The 16,533-nt window shown below is 32.1% G+C and carries 17 protein-coding genes and 1 tRNA gene; 14 read left to right on the forward strand and 4 right to left on the reverse strand.

Features of this window, described 5'->3' with window-relative positions:
- Window positions 1-66 precede the first annotated feature (66 nt).
- Together PND65_RS06155 and PND65_RS06160 are read right to left on the reverse strand one after the other, a co-directional pair.
- Window positions 67-3,291 carry an FtsX-like permease family protein gene (locus tag PND65_RS06155; protein ID WP_271991325.1) on the reverse strand — a complete coding sequence of 1,075 codons (3,225 nt, stop codon included), beginning with the start codon at window positions 3,289-3,291 and terminating at the stop codon, window positions 67-69.
- The gene (locus PND65_RS06160) at window positions 3,291-3,995 is read right to left on the reverse strand and encodes an ABC transporter ATP-binding protein (RefSeq protein ID WP_035400774.1); all 705 of its coding nucleotides are present in this window, start codon (window positions 3,993-3,995) and stop codon (window positions 3,291-3,293) included. The genes PND65_RS06155 and PND65_RS06160 overlap by 1 nt, the downstream gene beginning before the upstream one ends.
- A gap of 126 nt (window positions 3,996-4,121) precedes the next feature.
- Between PND65_RS06160 and PND65_RS06165 the strand changes: the two genes are divergently transcribed.
- Together PND65_RS06165 and PND65_RS06170 are read left to right on the forward strand one after the other, a co-directional pair.
- Window positions 4,122-4,982, forward strand: coding sequence for a DegV family protein (locus PND65_RS06165; RefSeq protein ID WP_087158362.1), 861 nt, complete (start codon window positions 4,122-4,124; stop codon window positions 4,980-4,982).
- Between the two features lie 2 nt (window positions 4,983-4,984).
- Window positions 4,985-5,836, forward strand: a complete 852-nt coding sequence (locus PND65_RS06170) for a DegV family protein (RefSeq protein WP_022356150.1) — start codon at window positions 4,985-4,987, stop codon at window positions 5,834-5,836.
- Window positions 5,837-5,913: 77 nt separating this feature from the next.
- On the opposite strand, the gene PND65_RS06175 is transcribed toward PND65_RS06170, so the two are convergent.
- A complete protein-coding gene (locus tag PND65_RS06175; RefSeq protein ID WP_271991327.1) occupies window positions 5,914-7,146 on the reverse strand; it encodes an MFS transporter in 1,233 nt (410 codons plus the stop codon).
- 145 nt (window positions 7,147-7,291) lie between these two features.
- Here PND65_RS06175 and mscL point away from each other — a divergent pair, with 145 nt between their 5' ends.
- The 8 genes from mscL to PND65_RS06215 all read left to right on the forward strand — a co-directional run bounded on the left by mscL (window position 7,292) and on the right by PND65_RS06215 (window position 11,592).
- Complete coding sequence (gene mscL / locus PND65_RS06180; protein ID WP_015535865.1) at window positions 7,292-7,708, forward strand: large conductance mechanosensitive channel protein MscL; 417 nt, start codon at window positions 7,292-7,294, stop codon at window positions 7,706-7,708.
- A gap of 128 nt (window positions 7,709-7,836) precedes the next feature.
- The gene (gene rpsF, locus PND65_RS06185) at window positions 7,837-8,130 is read left to right on the forward strand and encodes a 30S ribosomal protein S6 (RefSeq protein WP_015535864.1); all 294 of its coding nucleotides are present in this window, start codon (window positions 7,837-7,839) and stop codon (window positions 8,128-8,130) included.
- A gap of 14 nt (window positions 8,131-8,144) precedes the next feature.
- Window positions 8,145-8,618: a single-stranded DNA-binding protein gene (locus PND65_RS06190; protein WP_022356147.1), complete on the forward strand. Its 474-nt coding sequence runs from the start codon at window positions 8,145-8,147 to the stop codon at window positions 8,616-8,618.
- A 13-nt stretch (window positions 8,619-8,631) separates the two neighbouring features.
- Complete coding sequence (gene rpsR / locus PND65_RS06195; protein ID WP_015535862.1) at window positions 8,632-8,862, forward strand: 30S ribosomal protein S18; 231 nt, start codon at window positions 8,632-8,634, stop codon at window positions 8,860-8,862.
- Window positions 8,863-8,893: 31 nt separating this feature from the next.
- Window positions 8,894-8,968 (forward strand) — tRNA-Thr (locus tag PND65_RS06200).
- Between the two features lie 96 nt (window positions 8,969-9,064).
- Entirely contained in the window at window positions 9,065-10,078 is a 1,014-nt protein-coding gene (locus PND65_RS06205) for a tyrosine-type recombinase/integrase (RefSeq protein ID WP_271991331.1), read from the forward strand.
- A 110-nt stretch (window positions 10,079-10,188) separates the two neighbouring features.
- Entirely contained in the window at window positions 10,189-10,512 is a 324-nt protein-coding gene (locus tag PND65_RS06210; RefSeq protein WP_271991332.1) for a DEAD/DEAH box helicase, read from the forward strand.
- 21 nt (window positions 10,513-10,533) lie between these two features.
- On the forward strand, window positions 10,534-11,592 hold the full coding sequence (locus PND65_RS06215; RefSeq protein WP_271991334.1) for a restriction endonuclease: 1,059 nt from the start codon (window positions 10,534-10,536) through the stop codon (window positions 11,590-11,592).
- A gap of 16 nt (window positions 11,593-11,608) precedes the next feature.
- Here PND65_RS06215 and PND65_RS06220 read toward each other — a convergent pair whose 3' ends face one another.
- Entirely contained in the window at window positions 11,609-12,220 is a 612-nt protein-coding gene (locus PND65_RS06220) for a recombinase family protein (protein ID WP_271991336.1), read from the reverse strand.
- A 463-nt stretch (window positions 12,221-12,683) separates the two neighbouring features.
- Between PND65_RS06220 and PND65_RS06225 the strand changes: the two genes are divergently transcribed.
- The 4 genes from PND65_RS06225 to PND65_RS06240 all read left to right on the forward strand — a co-directional run bounded on the left by PND65_RS06225 (window position 12,684) and on the right by PND65_RS06240 (window position 16,457).
- Window positions 12,684-13,937: an AAA family ATPase gene (locus PND65_RS06225; protein ID WP_271991338.1), complete on the forward strand. Its 1,254-nt coding sequence runs from the start codon at window positions 12,684-12,686 to the stop codon at window positions 13,935-13,937.
- Window positions 13,930-14,493 (forward strand): hypothetical protein, encoded by a 564-nt coding sequence (locus PND65_RS06230; protein ID WP_271991340.1) that lies wholly within the window; start codon window positions 13,930-13,932, stop codon window positions 14,491-14,493. Before PND65_RS06225 ends, PND65_RS06230 begins: the two co-directional genes overlap by 8 nt.
- Before the next feature lie 191 nt (window positions 14,494-14,684).
- A complete protein-coding gene (locus PND65_RS06235; protein ID WP_271991342.1) occupies window positions 14,685-15,677 on the forward strand; it encodes a hypothetical protein in 993 nt (330 codons plus the stop codon).
- 441 nt (window positions 15,678-16,118) lie between these two features.
- Entirely contained in the window at window positions 16,119-16,457 is a 339-nt protein-coding gene (locus PND65_RS06240; RefSeq protein ID WP_022356146.1) for a hypothetical protein, read from the forward strand.
- Window positions 16,458-16,533 lie beyond the last annotated feature (76 nt).

Here is a 16,533-nt window from a genome sequence, read left to right on the forward strand (position 1 = left end):
AGAATGCAATTATGCCGTAGGTGATTTACCTACGGTTTTTTAGTAGATTTACGAAAAAAAGCTGTCTTATTCGACAGCTTTTAACGATTCGACCATTTGAATCTGTTTTAATTTTCTTTGCATAACAAGATTTATAATGATGGCAAATACCATGGTTAACGCAAAACTTATGACAAAGGATATTGGTTTAATGGTTCGACCAAACATAACATCATCCATTTCTGCAAGGTTCATGATCAAGTTATGTAAGAAGATTCCAACTATCAAACCGACTGCAGCACCTATCATAGTCAATAGAATGCTTTCACGATTAACATATTGGCTTGTTTCTCGGCTTGTAAATCCTAATACTTTGATCGTTGCAATTTCTCTAGTTCGCTCTGAGATATTGACGTTACTTAAATTGTATAAGACAACGAAGGCAAGTGCGGCTGCTGAGATAACTAGAACTACAACGACCATGGATATACTGGCAATCATGTCAGTGAAGTTTTCTTGTAGTGAAGAATAGAATGTTACACTATCAACACCGTTAATATCCATCAATTTTTGACCTAACTGATGTTCGAAATCGTCCGATGTATCATTGGTCTTTAATAGATAAGTTTTAGTAAGTTCGGCATTTGAATTCCATGTATCATACAAATCTCTTGTAACATAAATATTATGTCCAACATAGTTTTCGTAGATGTCAGTGATCTTCACTTCAATTTCGTTATCATTTGCATCTTTAAAGGTGATTGTATCACCAATGCCTTTTTCCATTTTCTCTGCCATCTTTTGTGAGATAACAGCGCCTTTTGAATTGAGGCTTACTTCTTGATCATCATTGATTGATTTAAGCGTTGTGAAGTCTTTAAGCAGGTTTTTATCATCTACGATATGTACGGTTACAGAGGCATCTTTATCAGCAATGTTTGCTGTTACTGGAAGTGTATCTTCTTCCATGATATCTGTAACACCTTTTTGCTTTTTCAACGTTTGTTCAAAATCATCGTCAATATTTGAGACATTGATTGATGCTTCAAAATGATTGATAACTTCGTATTGTTGGTGAACAATATCAGAAATACTATCGTTGATGCCAAATCCTGCAACCAATAAGGCACTGCATCCTGCGATTCCGATTACGGTCATGAAGAAGCGCTTCTTATATCTAAATATATTACGAGCTGTAACTTTTCTTAAGAAAGAAAGATGGTTCCATATAAATGGAATACGCTCCAAAATAATTTTCTTGCCAATTTTGGCTGCTTTTGGGCGCATTAATTGGCTTGGAACTTCTATCAATTCGCTGTAAATTGAATACAGAGTCGCAAGTAATGTAATACCTATTACAGATCCGGATGCGACTAACATTAATCCTGGTTGGAAAGCGAATTTAATCGTTTCTAGATTATATAAAGTATTCCAAGCAGTAAAGATGACGTACGGGAAGAGAATCATTCCAACTAAACATCCTAAAATGCTTCCAAGAATACCTGCGATTAATGCATATAGAAGATATTTTGAAGAAATCTGCACCTTTGAATATCCTAGAGCTTTTAAGGTGCCAATTTCATTACGTTGTTCATCTACCATTCGTGTCATGGTTGTCATACATACCAAGGCAGCGACTAAGAAGAAGAATACAGGGAACACTTGTGCAATACCATCCATTCGATCAGCGCAGGCACCATAATCACGATATGAATAATGAGAATTACGGTCTAATGTGATCCATTCTGCTTCAAGTTTATCGATTTCACTTTGAGCATCATCAATCTTTTGCTGGTTTTCTGTTTTTTCGGTATTCAATTGATTCTGACTTTGTTCCAGTTCACTTAATGATGAAGACAATGTATTTTTCGCATCATTTAATTGAGCTAAACCACTCTCATATTCAGCTTGCCCGGAAACGAGTTCGTTATAGGCAGCATTTAATTGATCTCTTGCGGCATATAATTGATCTCTTTGGGCGATTAATGTTGGTTTTTGTGCAATACCACTATTGATTTGGTTTATTGCATTCTGGAGTTGAGTTTGTGAGTCAATTAAATAATCATGTTCTTCAAATAATTGATTTGCCTGTGCTATTAGATTATTTGCCTGTTCAAGTTGAGCTTTAAGCTCTTCAGTTTCTCCAGTTTCATCTATGATTCTTTGAATGTTATCTCTATAAGCTACGAGCTGGTCATAGTATTGAATTGCAAGATTGTAATAGTCTTCCATTTGAGCTAGTCCGTTATTTATAGATTCTAGATTAGCTTGAAGACCAGGCAGGCTAGCCTCACCTTGTTCAATTTGTGCTATAGCTTGTTCAAGTGTTGGGATGTTATCTAATACGGTTATATTTTGGTAATATTCAGCCCATCCGCTATCTAACTGTGCTTTAGCACTTACAAGTTGTTGCTCGTTAGATTGAATCTCGGCATAACCGTCTTGAATTTGTGCATATCCATCATCAATCTGTGCTTGTGCATCATTAATTTGTTCATCAAGTTCTTTTTGTGCATCGTCAATTTCTTTTTGGTTTTCGGCGATTCTAGCATCAATTTGATCATCGGCAATAGCTTCAATTTTATCGACAACAGGTTCAACTAAATCGAAGTAGGCATCATCATATGTGTTGATATCTTTAGCTCCTTTAACTGTTACATCGATTTCAGTAAAATAATCAACTTTGATGTTTGAATCTTTTACATACATGAAGTTGCCAACTTCACCATTGCCAATGGATGAAGAGCCTTTTTCATAACTCAAATAATTTGGGTTGTAACAAGTTCCAACGACTGTATACTCTGTGTTCTTTAATGTATCTGATAGATCATCTTCTGTTCCGCTGGTAAGGGTGATCGTATCTCCAATTTCAAAATTACCAAAGAGCTGGTTTGAGACAGATCCAGCTTCAATAATACATTCGTTTTCTTTTTTTGGCATTCTGCCGTCTACTAGACGAACTTTGTTGATGGATTGATCATCGGCCAGAGAAATGACTTTCATGACAAGTTGTGTTGAATCTTTTTGCGTTAGTGTATCAATAGAGAATACAGGTTCTGCATCTTCAACACCATCTATTTTTTTGATTTCTTTTAGATCATCTTGAGTAAGTCCTAGAGTGGAATAGACTTGAATATCTTGAACATTGTATTTGTCAAAGTATTGATCAGCACTATACTTCATATCGGGTGCACTGGCTTTGACACCTGCAAAGAAGGCTACACCAATCATAACGATACATAATATTGAGAAGAATCGTCCAAATGAATGGCGTATTTCCTGCAGAATGTTCTTAAAAAATACTTTAGGCATTAATATTCGATCCTGTCTACATCCATTGGGTTGTCATTGATTTCAATGCTTTCAATCTTTCCACTTTTTACTTTTATGATCTTATCGCCAATAGGTGTTAAGGCTAAATTGTGTGTGATAACAATAACTGTTTTTTTCTGCTTCCTGCATGTATCCTGCAAGACTTTCAAAACTTGTTTACCAGTCTGATAATCAAGAGCTCCGGTTGGTTCATCACACAGGAGTAATTTTGGGTTTTTCGCTAGAGCTCTTGCGATGGCAACACGCTGTTGTTCACCACCAGAAAGCTGGCTAGGGAAGTTGTTGATTCTTTCTTGCAGACCTACAGATTTAATGGTTTCTACGATATCAAGAGGATTTTTACAAATCTGAGTTGCAAGTTCTACATTTTCTTTAAGTGTTAGATTTTGAATCAAATTATAGAACTGGAAGACAAAACCAACATCATATCTTCTATAAAATGTCATTTCTTTGTCTGAATAACTAGAGATCTCTTTGCCATCTACAACGATTGTTCCTTCACTGACCGTATCCATACCACCTAATAAATTTAATATAGTACTTTTTCCTGCTCCAGAAGCACCGGCAATAATGACAAATTCTCCTTCATTGATCGTAAAAGAAACTCCGTCTAAGGCGTGAATCTTTATTTCACCCATTGTATATGTTTTTTTAACATTTTCAAACGTAATAAAACTGTTCATATGAGTACCTCTATTGTTTATTGCTATAACAATTATAACACAGATACATACTGGATAATTTGTGAAAATATCAAATTGTCTTGTATTCAAAATCGTGGTAGTATGGAACTATTAAAGAGGTGGATTATGAAAGTAAAAGTAATAACAGATAGCGGATCTGGTCTTACTAAAGAACAGGCTGCAGAATATGGATTAGATTTTTTACCTTTACAGGTTATTATTGAAGACAAAGCATATTTGGATGGTATTGATCTAACTGTTGAAGAACTTTATGATTTTATAGATAGAGGGTTCCTTCCTCAAACGAGCATGCCTCCATTAGGGATGATCGAAGAAAAATTTGATCAATATAAAGAAGAAGGCGTAACCGATGTTGTATTGATTACATTATCCAGTGGTCTTTCTGGAACCAATCAGGCAATTCAGGCTTCAGCGAAATGGCGTGGTATCAAGATGCATACTTTAGATATCTATACAACGTTAGCTGTTGAAAGATATCTCGCGATTTCTGCAGCTAAACTTGCCCAGGATAACGTACATCCAGATGAAATCGTTGCACGATTAAAGGATAGTGTTGATAATTCGCAAGGATTTTTGATTTGCCAAGATTTAGACCATTTATCTAGAGGTGGACGATTAACTCCTATGGCGGCAAAACTAGGTGGAATGTTGAAAATCCGCCCAATTCTAGAGGTATCTAAGAATACAGAAGGAAAAGTAGACGTATGTGATAAGGTTCGTACTACTTCTAAAGCAGTAAAAAAAGCTTGTTCTTTAGCGATTAAAGCGGTTAAAGATATCAAAGATTATGAGTTGTTTGTCATGGACTCAAGAGATGAACAAGAAGCATTGAACATGCTAGAAGAACTGCATGCAGAGTATGGTGATATAACGATTCAAAGACAGCCTATTTGTGCAGTTATCGCTTCTCATACGGGATTACATGCAGTTGCTGTACAGTACGTTAAGAAAGTTAAAGGTGTTTAAAAATGAAAGTGGCATTTGTAACAGATTCAGGGACAGGCATTGCTCCAAGCAAGATGATGGAGAAAGGAATTTATTCTCTTCCTTTGCAGATAGAGTGCGAAGGCGTTTCATATGATGAATATGAAACGATTGCATATTCTACCGTCATTGAAAATCTTCATGCCCAGAAATTGATGAAGACGTCTTTGCCAAAACTTGGAAAGATTCAAGACATGTTTGAAGAAATCAAGAATCAAGGGTACGATGCTGTTTTCTGTGTTCCAATTTGTAAAGGGTTATCTGGCACGATGGATGCAATGGAGATGATAGCGAATCAAGTTGGTTTAAAATTCTATGGCGTCGATTGTTATGTAACAGCTGTTCTGCAAGAAAGAATGATCGAAATTGCTAAAGAAATGTATGAAGCCAATGTTACTGTTGAAAAAATAATGGAAAGATTAGAACGTATGGCTGAAACTTGCGAGACAGTTCTTCTTTGTGATGATCTTCAACATATGAAACGCGGAGGGCGATTAACTCCAATGGCAGCTACACTTGGCGGATTACTGAAAATCAAGCCGGTCTTACATATTAATAAGGACACTGCTGGTAAAGTAGATGTTATGGATAAAGTTAGAACAATGTCCAAAGCTCAAGATAAGGTTATTGAACACTTACGGAATATAGGTGTTAACAAAGATTATACGATGGTTGTTGCACATGTTGATGTAGCTAAGGCAGCCAAAGAATATGCCGCAAAGATTGAGTCAAGAATTGAAGGCAGCAAAGTAAAGATCATTGATCTTGTATCTGCAGTTGGGATTCATACTGGACTTGGTTGTCTTGCGGTGCAGGTGTTTAATGAAAATGTTTAATAAGTAAGAAAACGTATCCAGAAGGATGCGTTTTTTTTGTGGCACTAAAAAAGCGTTATTGGTTGATTTCAATAACGCTAATCTAACTTTGTAACTTTATTAAAGAAGTAATAACCAATCAGGAACATGACTGAAATCACCGCAACGCCAAGATTTTGATGCCCGGTTAATTGAGTGACAAACCCTATAAGGAATGTTCCTAAAAAGCTTGCGCCTTTTCCACAGATATCAAACAATCCAAAATATTCTCCACTGGAATTTTCTGGAATGATCTTAGCATAATAACTTCTTGATAGTGCTTGTATTCCACCTTGGAAACAACCGACAGCTACTGCAAGCAACCAGAATTCCCATTGTTTATCAAGCTGAACCGCAAAGACAGCAATAAAGAAGTAAGCCAGAATACAGATTTTGATCAATTTGGCCGAGTCAACTTTTTTGGATAGTACGGCAAATGTAAGGCTTGCTGGGAAGGCAACAATTTGAGTTACTAATAACGCCAACAATAATCCGGTTGTATCAAGCCCAAGGCTGGTTCCATAGGCAGTAGCCATATCAATGATCGTATATACACCATCAATAAAGAAGAAGAATGCTAACAGGAATAAGAAGATTTTCTTTTGCTCTTTTGCTTTTTTCAAGGTTTGACCTAGTCTTGAAAAAGTGGAACGTACGACATGAGATTGATGTTCAATATAATATTTTTGATGATAGCTAAATGCTAATGGAAGAGTAAATAAGACCCACCATGTAGCATTGATGATAAAGGCAATCATCATAGCTGTTGTAATGCTGATACCAATAGACTCATACATTAATACAAAAACTAAACTAATCAAGAAGGGAATACAGCTTCCAATATAACCCCATGCATATCCTTTTGAAGAAACACTATCCATTCTCTCTTCTGTCGTAATATCAACAACCATAGAATCATAGAAGATTAAAGATAATGAATACGCTACTTTGGCTACAACATATAATATAAGGAATGTAAGCCAAGATCCTGGAATCCAAAAACATGCAAGTGATAAAGCCCCTAATAATGCACTTAATAAGAATACTTTTTTCTTATTTCCTTTATAATCAGCAAAAGTTCCAAGAATTGGTCCAGTTAAGGCGACAATTAAAGTGGAAATACTTGTTGCATAGCTCCAATAACTGAGATAATCACTTTCGGCAATGCCAGCTGCACTAGATAAAGAGTTAAAGTAAATTGGTAAGATAGTAGATACCAATAGGATAAATGCAGAATTTCCAATATCATACATTATCCATTTTATTTCTAATTTTGTTAGTTTATCTTTCATAATTTTAATTCCTTTCAGGAAGTATTCTATCATATTTTGTAAAATTGAAACGTAAAATGTAAGTAAAAGGAACAGTATGTAAAGAAAAACTTTCCGGCTTAATTAATTCCATGTATAATAGCACCATTAAGTTAGGAGAAAGAATATGAAAAAATTTATTGAAGAATTTAAGGCTTTTGCCTTACGGGGAAATGTCATGGATATGGCCGTCGGTGTTTTAATTGGTAGTGCATTTACAGGTATTGTTACCGCTTTGACAACAAATTGTATTCAACCAATCTTAGATGTGATTACAGGAGCCAAGGCTTATACGATTCAAGAAGTTGCAGGATTTGCCAATGCGTTTGTTACCGCAGTTATCAATTTCTTTATCACAGCACTTGTCTTGTTTGTTTTATTAAAAGCAATCAATAAGTTAATGAGCATCAATTTGATCAAGAAAAAAGAAGAAGAGGCAGAAACGCCAACAGTTAAAGTGTGCCCATTTTGTAAAAGTGAAATTGATTTTGAAGCAACACGATGTCCACATTGTACTTCTCATTTAGAAGAAGTAATGGAATAAATGATTGATTTTTCGAGAATTATTCTTGTCAAGTATCTTCTTGCGTGTTAATATATCTAAGTAAGTTTGCGCTTGCTCTCTGTTTCTTGAGAATAAAGAAACCAAAAGACCAAAGGGAGGTGTACATCATGAAGAAATATGAAATCATGTACATTATCAACGCATCTTTAGATGAAGCTCAGTTTACGGCTGTTCAGGATCGTCTACACCAGACAATCACTAACAACCAGGGAACAATCGACAATGTTGATGACTGGGGAATCAAAGAATTCGCGTATGAAATTGATCACATGAAAAAGGGACACTATGTAGTTATCAATGTAACTGCAAACAACGAAGGTATTGCAGAATTCCAGCGTTTGTCTCGTATTTCTAACAACGTAGTTCGTATTATGGTTGTTAAAACTGAAGACGAAAAATAACAAGAGGTTAAAACATGATTAATCGTGTAATATTGGTAGGACGTTTGACAAGAGATCCTGAATTAAGGAAAACACAAAGTGGTGCCAGTGTTGTTTCCTACACAATTGCGGTAAATCGTCGTGTTCAGACTCCAGGACAGCCTGATGCAGATTTTATCAATTGCGTAGCATGGAACAAGACAGCTGATTTAATGGCACAGTATTTACATAAAGGTTCATTGATTGGTGTTGAAGGACGTATTCAAACACGTTCTTACGACAACCAGCAGGGACAACGTGTATATGTTACGGAAGTTATCACCGATAGCGTGCAATTCCTTGAACCAAAAAATGCCGGATCTCAGAATACAGGATATCAACAAAACAGTGGATATGGATACCAGGCTCCACAGCAGCCAAGCTATTCTCAACCTGTAGATGATTCATTCAGTTCTACATTTGATTCGAGTGATACACTGGATATTGCCAGTGATGATTTACCATTCTAGAAAGGACAAAATTATGGCATTCAAAAAACAACGTATGGGTCGTAAAAAAGTTTGTTATTTCACAAAGAACAAAATCAAAGAAATCGACTATAAAGATGTAGAATTATTAAAACGTTTCATTAACGCTAACGGAAAAATCATTCCTAGACGTGTTACTGGAACTCGTGCAAAATACCAGAGAATGTTGGCTAAAGCTATTAAACGTGCTCGTCAGATGGCTTTATTGCCTTACGTGGTAGACTAATTAAAGAAGACTTAAGTCTTCTTTTTCAATAGCCGACGTAGCACAGGGGTAGTGCAACTCATTCGTAATGAGTAGGTCGGGGGTTCAAATCCCTCCGTCGGCACCAGTGCTTTATATAAAGGCTTATAATCATGTATTATAAGTCTTTTTTTATATCTTAAACCCACTTATCTTTTGTAAGTAAAAAGGAGGAAATATAAAGATGAGAGGGGCTAAGATCAATATGATTTCAGCAAAAACATTAGAGCCAAACCCAAAAGAAATATCGTTTGTTGAAGGGTTTGAAAAATTTATTGCATATTGTAGAATTAAAAATCTTAGAGAGAAAACTGTTAAAAATTATCGTGAAAATTATAGTAGATTTATAGCGTATGTTGAAAATTGCACATTATTAAAATATATAGGTGAGTTAAAGCAATCACATATTGATGATTATGTTTTCTATTTGTGTAATACCAAAATGAAACCGAGTTCTGTGAATACATATTTAAGAGGATTAAGAGTGATCATAAATTTTTACATAAAGAATAGATATTGCGAAGCTGTCATCATTCACATGATAAAAACAGATAAATCAAGCAAAGAAACATATTCAGATATTGAACTATTCAAACTTCTTGCTAAACCTAATCTTACAACTTGTGATTTTACTGAATATCGAAACTGGGTAATAATAAACTTTTTCATTGCGACTGGTGTACGAGCTTCTACATTAATACATATCAAGATAAAAGATTTGGATTTTCAATTTGATCGTATTACATTAGAGTATACTAAAACTAGACAATCCTATATTATTCCTATGTCTTATAAAATAAAAACTATATTGTTGGAATATGTAAAGTTTAGAAAAGGTGACGATGAAGATTATTTGTTTTGCACTCAATATGGAACGCAAATGTTATTAGATGGTCTTAAACATGCTATTTCTAAATATAATCGAAGAAGGGGAGTTACTAAAACAGGTTTACATTTATTTCGTCATACTTTTGCTAAAAGAGCTGTAATGAATGGAATGAACGTTTTTGTTTTACAAAAATGGCTTGGACATAGTGATATTAGTGTTACTCAAGAGTATGTGAATTTGTATACAGATGATTTAGCACAGAATATACAAAATATAAATCCATTAGACACACTAATTCCATTTTCGGCAAGCAAAAAAAATAAAAAAAAGTTAGTGATAAATGAGCTGAAAGAAAAACAAGGTGTATAATACATGGCGTAATAAAAAAATACATGCATGATAACTATACAAGTTAATATTTCAAGAAACACATATTTGTTTGAGCATGTATGTGTTTTTTTATGAAAAGGAGGGATAGAATGGAAGAAATTAAATTAAAACTTACTAAAAAGTATATTAGCGATGATATTAGTGTGTGCCAAAAGGTCATGCATATTTTGGAAGAGAAGGAAAAAATATTGCTTGTTGCGCCACAAGGTACGGGAAAAACTACTTTTTTTGAAAAATATGCAACAGATTCTTACTTTGTTGTTTCACCTACTCGTGCATTAGCTAATCAGATTGTAAATAAGCATATGGATGATGTATATAATTATTATCAGGCTATATCGAGCACTTATATAAGTAGTTATAAATATATAGAAAACAATATTGATACAATTGAATACGTAGATATATACTAAAATATAATAAAGGAGAGAATTATGTTAGATATTAATGAGATATTTGAAAAAAAATTACGTGAAAATGATGAGTTCTGGAAAGAATGTAGATTTTTTATAGTTAATAATTTTTTTATACATTCAGAATATGGAGAAGGCCAAAAGCTTTTTGAATTTCTAAATTTAATCTATACTGAGATCTATGCAGAAAAAGGTCGTGATTTTAATAATCAACTCTCAAAAACATTTGACAATGAGCAAAAACAAAACTTTGAGTTATTTTGTGATAATGTAATTAAGAAATACGTTCCTGAATTAATTGGGTTCAATAATATTATGTATATATATTCAGAATTATCACAATTTATTTTGGTAGATGTTCTTCTTTATTTTAAAGAGCAATTTAAAGTGTTGTATCCAGGAATCTTAATTCAAACTTTGGATGAATCGACTGTTTTAAATCAATTTGCCTATTATTTAATTCGATATCAAGCTGATGGAAAATTAGATATAAAGGATGATTCACTTTCATACTTAATTGGTAGTCTATATTGTCTTAACCATGAGGGAGAAAATCTCGGGAATTACTCCTTCTCTATAATTCCTGAAGTTTCTCAGTGTATCAGTAAGCTTGAGAACATTTTCAACGGGGGAGCTGATTTATATTATAAAATTGAGGATATTGATTTTATGAGTGGCCTCGAATTTGAGAAGTTTTTATTTTATTTTTTTGTTCTTCAAGGATATGAATGTACACTTACTCCGAGCACAAACGACCAGGGGTTAGATTTGATTGCAAAAAAAGATGATGTGACATATGGTATACAAGCAAAAAGATATGTTGAAAATGTTGGGAATAAAGCTGTACAGGAAGTAATTGCAGGTGCATTGTATTATAAGTGTGATAAGAAAATTGTTATTACAAATAGTTATTTTACTACCAGCGCGATTGAACTTGCAAAAGAAGTTGGGGTTGATTTATGGGATAGAAATTATTTAGATAAAGCACTATCTATTTTTCACGTGCCTAGAATATCCTTACAGAATAATTTAAATGATTGTATCGATGATTTCATGAAAAAAATATTAGAGAATGATTAAGTTGATAAGCCCGTTCTTATTTGAGCGAGCTTTTTTCATACTGTTTGGCGAGTTTGTAAAATGTTGTTTTAGTTAATCCGCACTCTTTCATTGCTTGTACAGCGGTTATAGAGCCTTGTTTCCACTTAGGGTATACATTTATCCAATTATTAGGATACGTTGCTCTTGGGCGTCCTAATCGTTTACCAGAAGCCTTTGCAATAGCTATTCCTTCAGCTTGTCTTTGTTTAATATTTTTACGTTCGTTTTCCGCAACAAATGATAATACCTCTAATACAATATTAGACATAAATTGAGACATTAAGTCATTATCTTTGTATTTACTTGTATCAAGCAAGGGATTATCAACAACTTTAATATATACTCCTTTTTTAAGCAAATCATTCCATTCTTCTTTTATTTGATTATAATTTCTTCCTAACCTATCAAGAGATTTTATAACAAGTGTGTCTCCTGAATCCATCAATTCCTTTAGCCACTGATACTTTGGTCTATTAAAATCTTTTCCACTCTGTTTTTCTATAATCAAATATGCTTCACTTGTGACAAGAGGTAATAATTCTTCAACTTGCCTTTCTTCATTTTGGTCTTTCGACGAAACTCTTGCGTAACCCCAAATTTTATTCATTTTAACCACCTCTATAAATTCTATAAATATAATACTATATTAGTTCGCAAAAATACACAACAAATACGAACGTCGTTAAATTATCAAATACACATTTACAAACTCGTTTTACATTCATTTTTATACGTTCGTAAAAGTATACCTTTTCGAACGATTGATTATGCATGCGTTAGACTAACTGTAATGAAAAGAGGATTATATAGAGGATTAGAAGTTACAGATAGATTTTGAAGACATTTTGACAGAATATTAAGATATAAATTATAGGATGGGTTGATTATATAGGCCATGAAATGTTCCATGCACAAGTACATCAAGAACTTGAAGATAATCAAACGAAGAGAAAGCTTTTTGTAGTTAGGTTATATTAGAAAGTAATATAGTGATAAAATTGATAAATAATTTGCGCAATAATATTCAATATATTGGGTAAATATGATAATATTTACGACGAGGTAAATATATGAAATTAAATATTGAGAATTTTGCAAAAATTAAAAATGCAAATATTGATTTTGATGGTATAACTGTAATTGCTGGAGAAAATGATACAGGTAAAAGTACCGTAGGTAAAGTTTTGTTTTCTGTTTTTACTTCTTTTAAATGTTTAGATGAAAGAGTAAATAATGAGGTAGTAGCGTCTTTAGCAAAGGAATTGTTTGCGATGACAGATATAACTAATTTTTCAGAACTAAAAAAATTAGAAAATCTGTCAAAAAAATTAATTAATTTGGAAAAATACGATTATCAAAATATTTTTGATTGTTTGCGAGAGGCATCTATTATAAATAAAAAAACAATAAACGGTGAAAAAATCGATAGTTTGTTACAAATTATCAATTTTAATAGAAATAGATTAGAAAATCTTATTATTAGTAGAATATTTTCTGATGAGTTTAGAAAACAGTATCATTATTTATTATCCACTGAGCAGCCAATAAAAATAAGTTTGGTTGTACACCATGAAACATTTAAATTAGAAATATATCAAAATAACTTTATATCTGAAAAACCATTCGAATTAAATAAAAATTGTGTTTTGATTGATGATCCTTTTATCTTGGATAGATTAAATTTTAGAAATTATAATAATTCTTTTTTAAATAGGTTTTTGGATAGCGATGACTCAAATGATCATTTTAGTTATTTATTAAAAGTACTTTCATCTAATAAGAAATCTGGTTCATTAATAGAACAAGATATTTTAGATAATAGAATTAGAAAATATCTTAAATTAATTAAAAAAGAAGTAAAAGGTGACTTTATATTAAAGAATGAAAAGCTTATGTTCCATGTAGACCAAGATTTTGATTTGGAATTACCAAATTTATCTACAGGTATAAAATCATTTGCAATATTATTAAAGTTATTAGAAGATAATGAGATACAAGAAAAATCAATGATAATTTTGGATGAGCCAGAAGTCCATTTACACCCCAAATGGCAAATTTTATATGCAGAGCTTTTAGTATTATTACAAAAAGAATTTGATTTAAATATTTTAATCACAACGCATAGCCCATATTTTTTGAATGCAATACAAGTCTTTTCTAAGAAGCATGATATAAGTGAGAAATGTAATTATTATAATTCATATTTAGATGATAACGAAAAGGCATGTTTTGAAAATGTAAATTCAAATTTAGATATTATTTATAAAAAATTAGCTGAGCCATTTAACGATCTTCAATATATTGAGGAGAATATTGATGAGTAAATTGCCATATACGGATTTTATAGACACCTTAAAAAGTTGCTCTGATGATTCTTCTAAAAATGATGTTCATGAATATATGATTGACAGTGGGGAAAGAGTGATAAACTTTGATAGTTTTTCTTCGAAATTTTTGGATAAATTGTATAATGTAAAAGACGAAATTCATACAGTTGATGCAATATGTAGAATAGATGGAGAGCTATTTTTAATTGAATTCAAAAATGGACAGATTAATAAAAGTAAGAATACGAAAACGCAAATTTCATCGAAGATATCCAATAGTTTATTGCTATTACAGATTAATGAAAATAAGAATTTCGTGAAAAATTCTAGTTTTATACTATGTTATAATCTTGAGAAAAACCCAAGAAGAGAAAGTTTTGATCTTACAAAAATGCAAGAAAAGTTAAATGAGTTAGGAAAGATAGATATTAAAGAAGCCCCAAGGTTTTCTTTAGCTAAATTTGAATCATTATATTTTAACAAAGTATATACACTTACCTCTAAAGAATTATCTGAGTTTATTGAAGGGAAAATTTTTTCTTGTATTATCTAATATTAAATAATCATTTTATATAAAATATCAACGTTATTACAATATAAAAGGATCAAGAGAATAATTCTTGATCTTTTTTATTTAATTTATTGATTAGGTTAAAGTATCAAACATCAGAAAGTTTGCTAAATGAAATCGTTTACATTTATCTATGTATAATCTATAATTTTATAAGAGGAAAGGGTTTTAGTATGAAAAAAATATTTTTAAGTGCTGTCTGTATGACTGCAATGTCGATTTCATTATTCGGCTGTTCGATGAAATCACCAGAAGAAGTTATCAAGGAAGGAGTAGAGAATAACAAATCTGAGGAAATTATTAATCTTTATAAAAATAACAAAATGAATGAAGAACTTGAAAAAGTTTTTGCTCAAGAAATTGAGAAGAAATCAGAAGATATATATAGTTTTTCTAGCGAAGAATTTGCAAATTCTCCATATTATATTAATACAGAAAAATTAACTGAAATTTATCCGATTACCGCAGATAATTTAGATGAATTAGGCGAAATTATTGCACTTCCAAAATATGCAGAAGTAAGTGAAGATGTGTCAAATTCTATTTTGAATGGATTAACACCAGCTGTTGCAGGATATTCTTTATACCAATATGGAAATTCTTTAGAAGAAGAAAAAGATTACGCTAATGCATTAAATACATATCAAAATATTGTAACGAATGAAAATATTAAAGAAGATTCAACGATAAAAAATAATGCGATTAAAAGAGCTGAAGAAGTATCTAAGCACTTATTAATTAGTGTGGGAGAAACAAAAAGTGTTGGGAATATTGATTTTACCCTTGAAAAATTGGAGTTTTCACATCGGGTAGAACCTGTTCATAAACCTATTCTTTATAGTTATTACTCACCAGATGGGGATAAGGTTTATATTTATTTAAAAGCAAATATAAAAAACAATTCTAAAAATGACTTACGATGTGATGAAATATATGATGTTGAGGTTATTTATGACAATGATTACTCCTATGAAGGGTTTCAAGTTGTACAAGATGATAATCTAGGTTTTACATATTCAAATATAACAACTATAGCTCCATTAACTACCAAAGGTGTAGACACGTTGGTTGAGTGTCCTGCAGAAGTAGAAACAAATACTACTTCTCCAGTGGCAGTTAAAATTATTTTTAATACTGGTGAAGTGTTCTTATGTAATTTGAGATAAAATTTAAAGATATTGAATCCTATAAAGTATGAGGGTGAAAATATATCATTAAATGTTTGGGTGTCTATTAGACATCCAATTTTTATTTATTTTTAGAAATAGTTTAGTACAAAATTTTTTAGTATAGAATAAAAGTTAATTGATGTAGATTTGCAAGTGTGTTATATTTTAAATAGATAAGTGGAGTTCAATTTAAAAATTATAAGGTGTTACTAATAGATTCCATGATTTTAAGCCATAAATAACAAATAATTCTTGCAACTCATTCGTAATGAGTAGGTCGGGGGTTCAAATCCCTCCGTCAGCACCAGTGCTTTATATAAAGGACTTGTAAGGGTCCGGCATAAATATGCACCCTTTACAAGTCCTTTTTTTGTTTTCTGATTAATGAAGAAGATGTATAATGAAAAGGTGATTGATAATAAAAAGGAGTTTGTTTAAATGATTATTGAAAACAATCCAAAAGAGTTGGAAGCAATGAAAGAATTTCATCAAGGAAATCGTCAAGAAGGATTAAGATTACAGGAAGAGTTTGTTGCAGAATTTCGCAAAGCGTATAGAGAAAAAGATCATTGCCCTTGTCAAAAAGCGTGTCGTTATCATGGCAACTGTAAAGAGTGTGTGGCAATTCACAGAGCTCATCAGGAACATGTTCCCAATTGTATGAGACCTATTCTTAATTCAAAGATAAAAGTATTATCTGAATTAACAGAACATACTATAGCCAATGAGATAGAACCACCTCATGAAATATTAAGAAAAGAATTTCAAAATGATTAATATTACAAAGAAATTTTAGGCGTTATTTATGTCGGATATATGTCCGACATTTTTTTTAGGTAACTTTATGGTAAAA

This window comes from Faecalitalea cylindroides (genome assembly GCF_028321995.1).
Taxonomy (GTDB): Bacteria; Bacillota_I; Bacilli_A; order Erysipelotrichales; family Erysipelotrichaceae; genus Faecalitalea; species Faecalitalea cylindroides.

Bases quoted from the DNA above. Each gene is read 5' to 3' on its own strand.
- PND65_RS06175 (WP_271991327.1), bottom strand. From the start codon at position 7,146: ATGAAAGATAAACTAACAAAATTAGAAATAAAATGGATAATGTATGAT.
- PND65_RS06240 (WP_022356146.1), top strand. From the start codon at position 16,119: ATGATTATTGAAAACAATCCAAAAGAGTTGGAAGCAATGAAAGAATTT.
- PND65_RS06210 (WP_271991332.1), top strand. From the start codon at position 10,189: ATGGAAGAAATTAAATTAAAACTTACTAAAAAGTATATTAGCGATGAT.
- PND65_RS06205 (WP_271991331.1), top strand. From the start codon at position 9,065: ATGAGAGGGGCTAAGATCAATATGATTTCAGCAAAAACATTAGAGCCA.
- rpsR (WP_015535862.1), top strand. From the start codon at position 8,632: ATGGCATTCAAAAAACAACGTATGGGTCGTAAAAAAGTTTGTTATTTC.
- PND65_RS06230 (WP_271991340.1), top strand. From the start codon at position 13,930: ATGAGTAAATTGCCATATACGGATTTTATAGACACCTTAAAAAGTTGC.
- PND65_RS06235 (WP_271991342.1), top strand. From the start codon at position 14,685: ATGAAAAAAATATTTTTAAGTGCTGTCTGTATGACTGCAATGTCGATT.
- PND65_RS06225 (WP_271991338.1), top strand. From the start codon at position 12,684: ATGAAATTAAATATTGAGAATTTTGCAAAAATTAAAAATGCAAATATT.
- PND65_RS06220 (WP_271991336.1), bottom strand. From the start codon at position 12,220: ATGAATAAAATTTGGGGTTACGCAAGAGTTTCGTCGAAAGACCAAAAT.
- PND65_RS06165 (WP_087158362.1), top strand. From the start codon at position 4,122: ATGAAAGTAAAAGTAATAACAGATAGCGGATCTGGTCTTACTAAAGAA.
- PND65_RS06215 (WP_271991334.1), top strand. From the start codon at position 10,534: ATGTTAGATATTAATGAGATATTTGAAAAAAAATTACGTGAAAATGAT.
- PND65_RS06170 (WP_022356150.1), top strand. From the start codon at position 4,985: ATGAAAGTGGCATTTGTAACAGATTCAGGGACAGGCATTGCTCCAAGC.
- mscL (WP_015535865.1), top strand. From the start codon at position 7,292: ATGAAAAAATTTATTGAAGAATTTAAGGCTTTTGCCTTACGGGGAAAT.
- PND65_RS06160 (WP_035400774.1), bottom strand. From the start codon at position 3,995: ATGAACAGTTTTATTACGTTTGAAAATGTTAAAAAAACATATACAATG.
- PND65_RS06155 (WP_271991325.1), bottom strand. From the start codon at position 3,291: ATGCCTAAAGTATTTTTTAAGAACATTCTGCAGGAAATACGCCATTCA.
- PND65_RS06190 (WP_022356147.1), top strand. From the start codon at position 8,145: ATGATTAATCGTGTAATATTGGTAGGACGTTTGACAAGAGATCCTGAA.
- rpsF (WP_015535864.1), top strand. From the start codon at position 7,837: ATGAAGAAATATGAAATCATGTACATTATCAACGCATCTTTAGATGAA.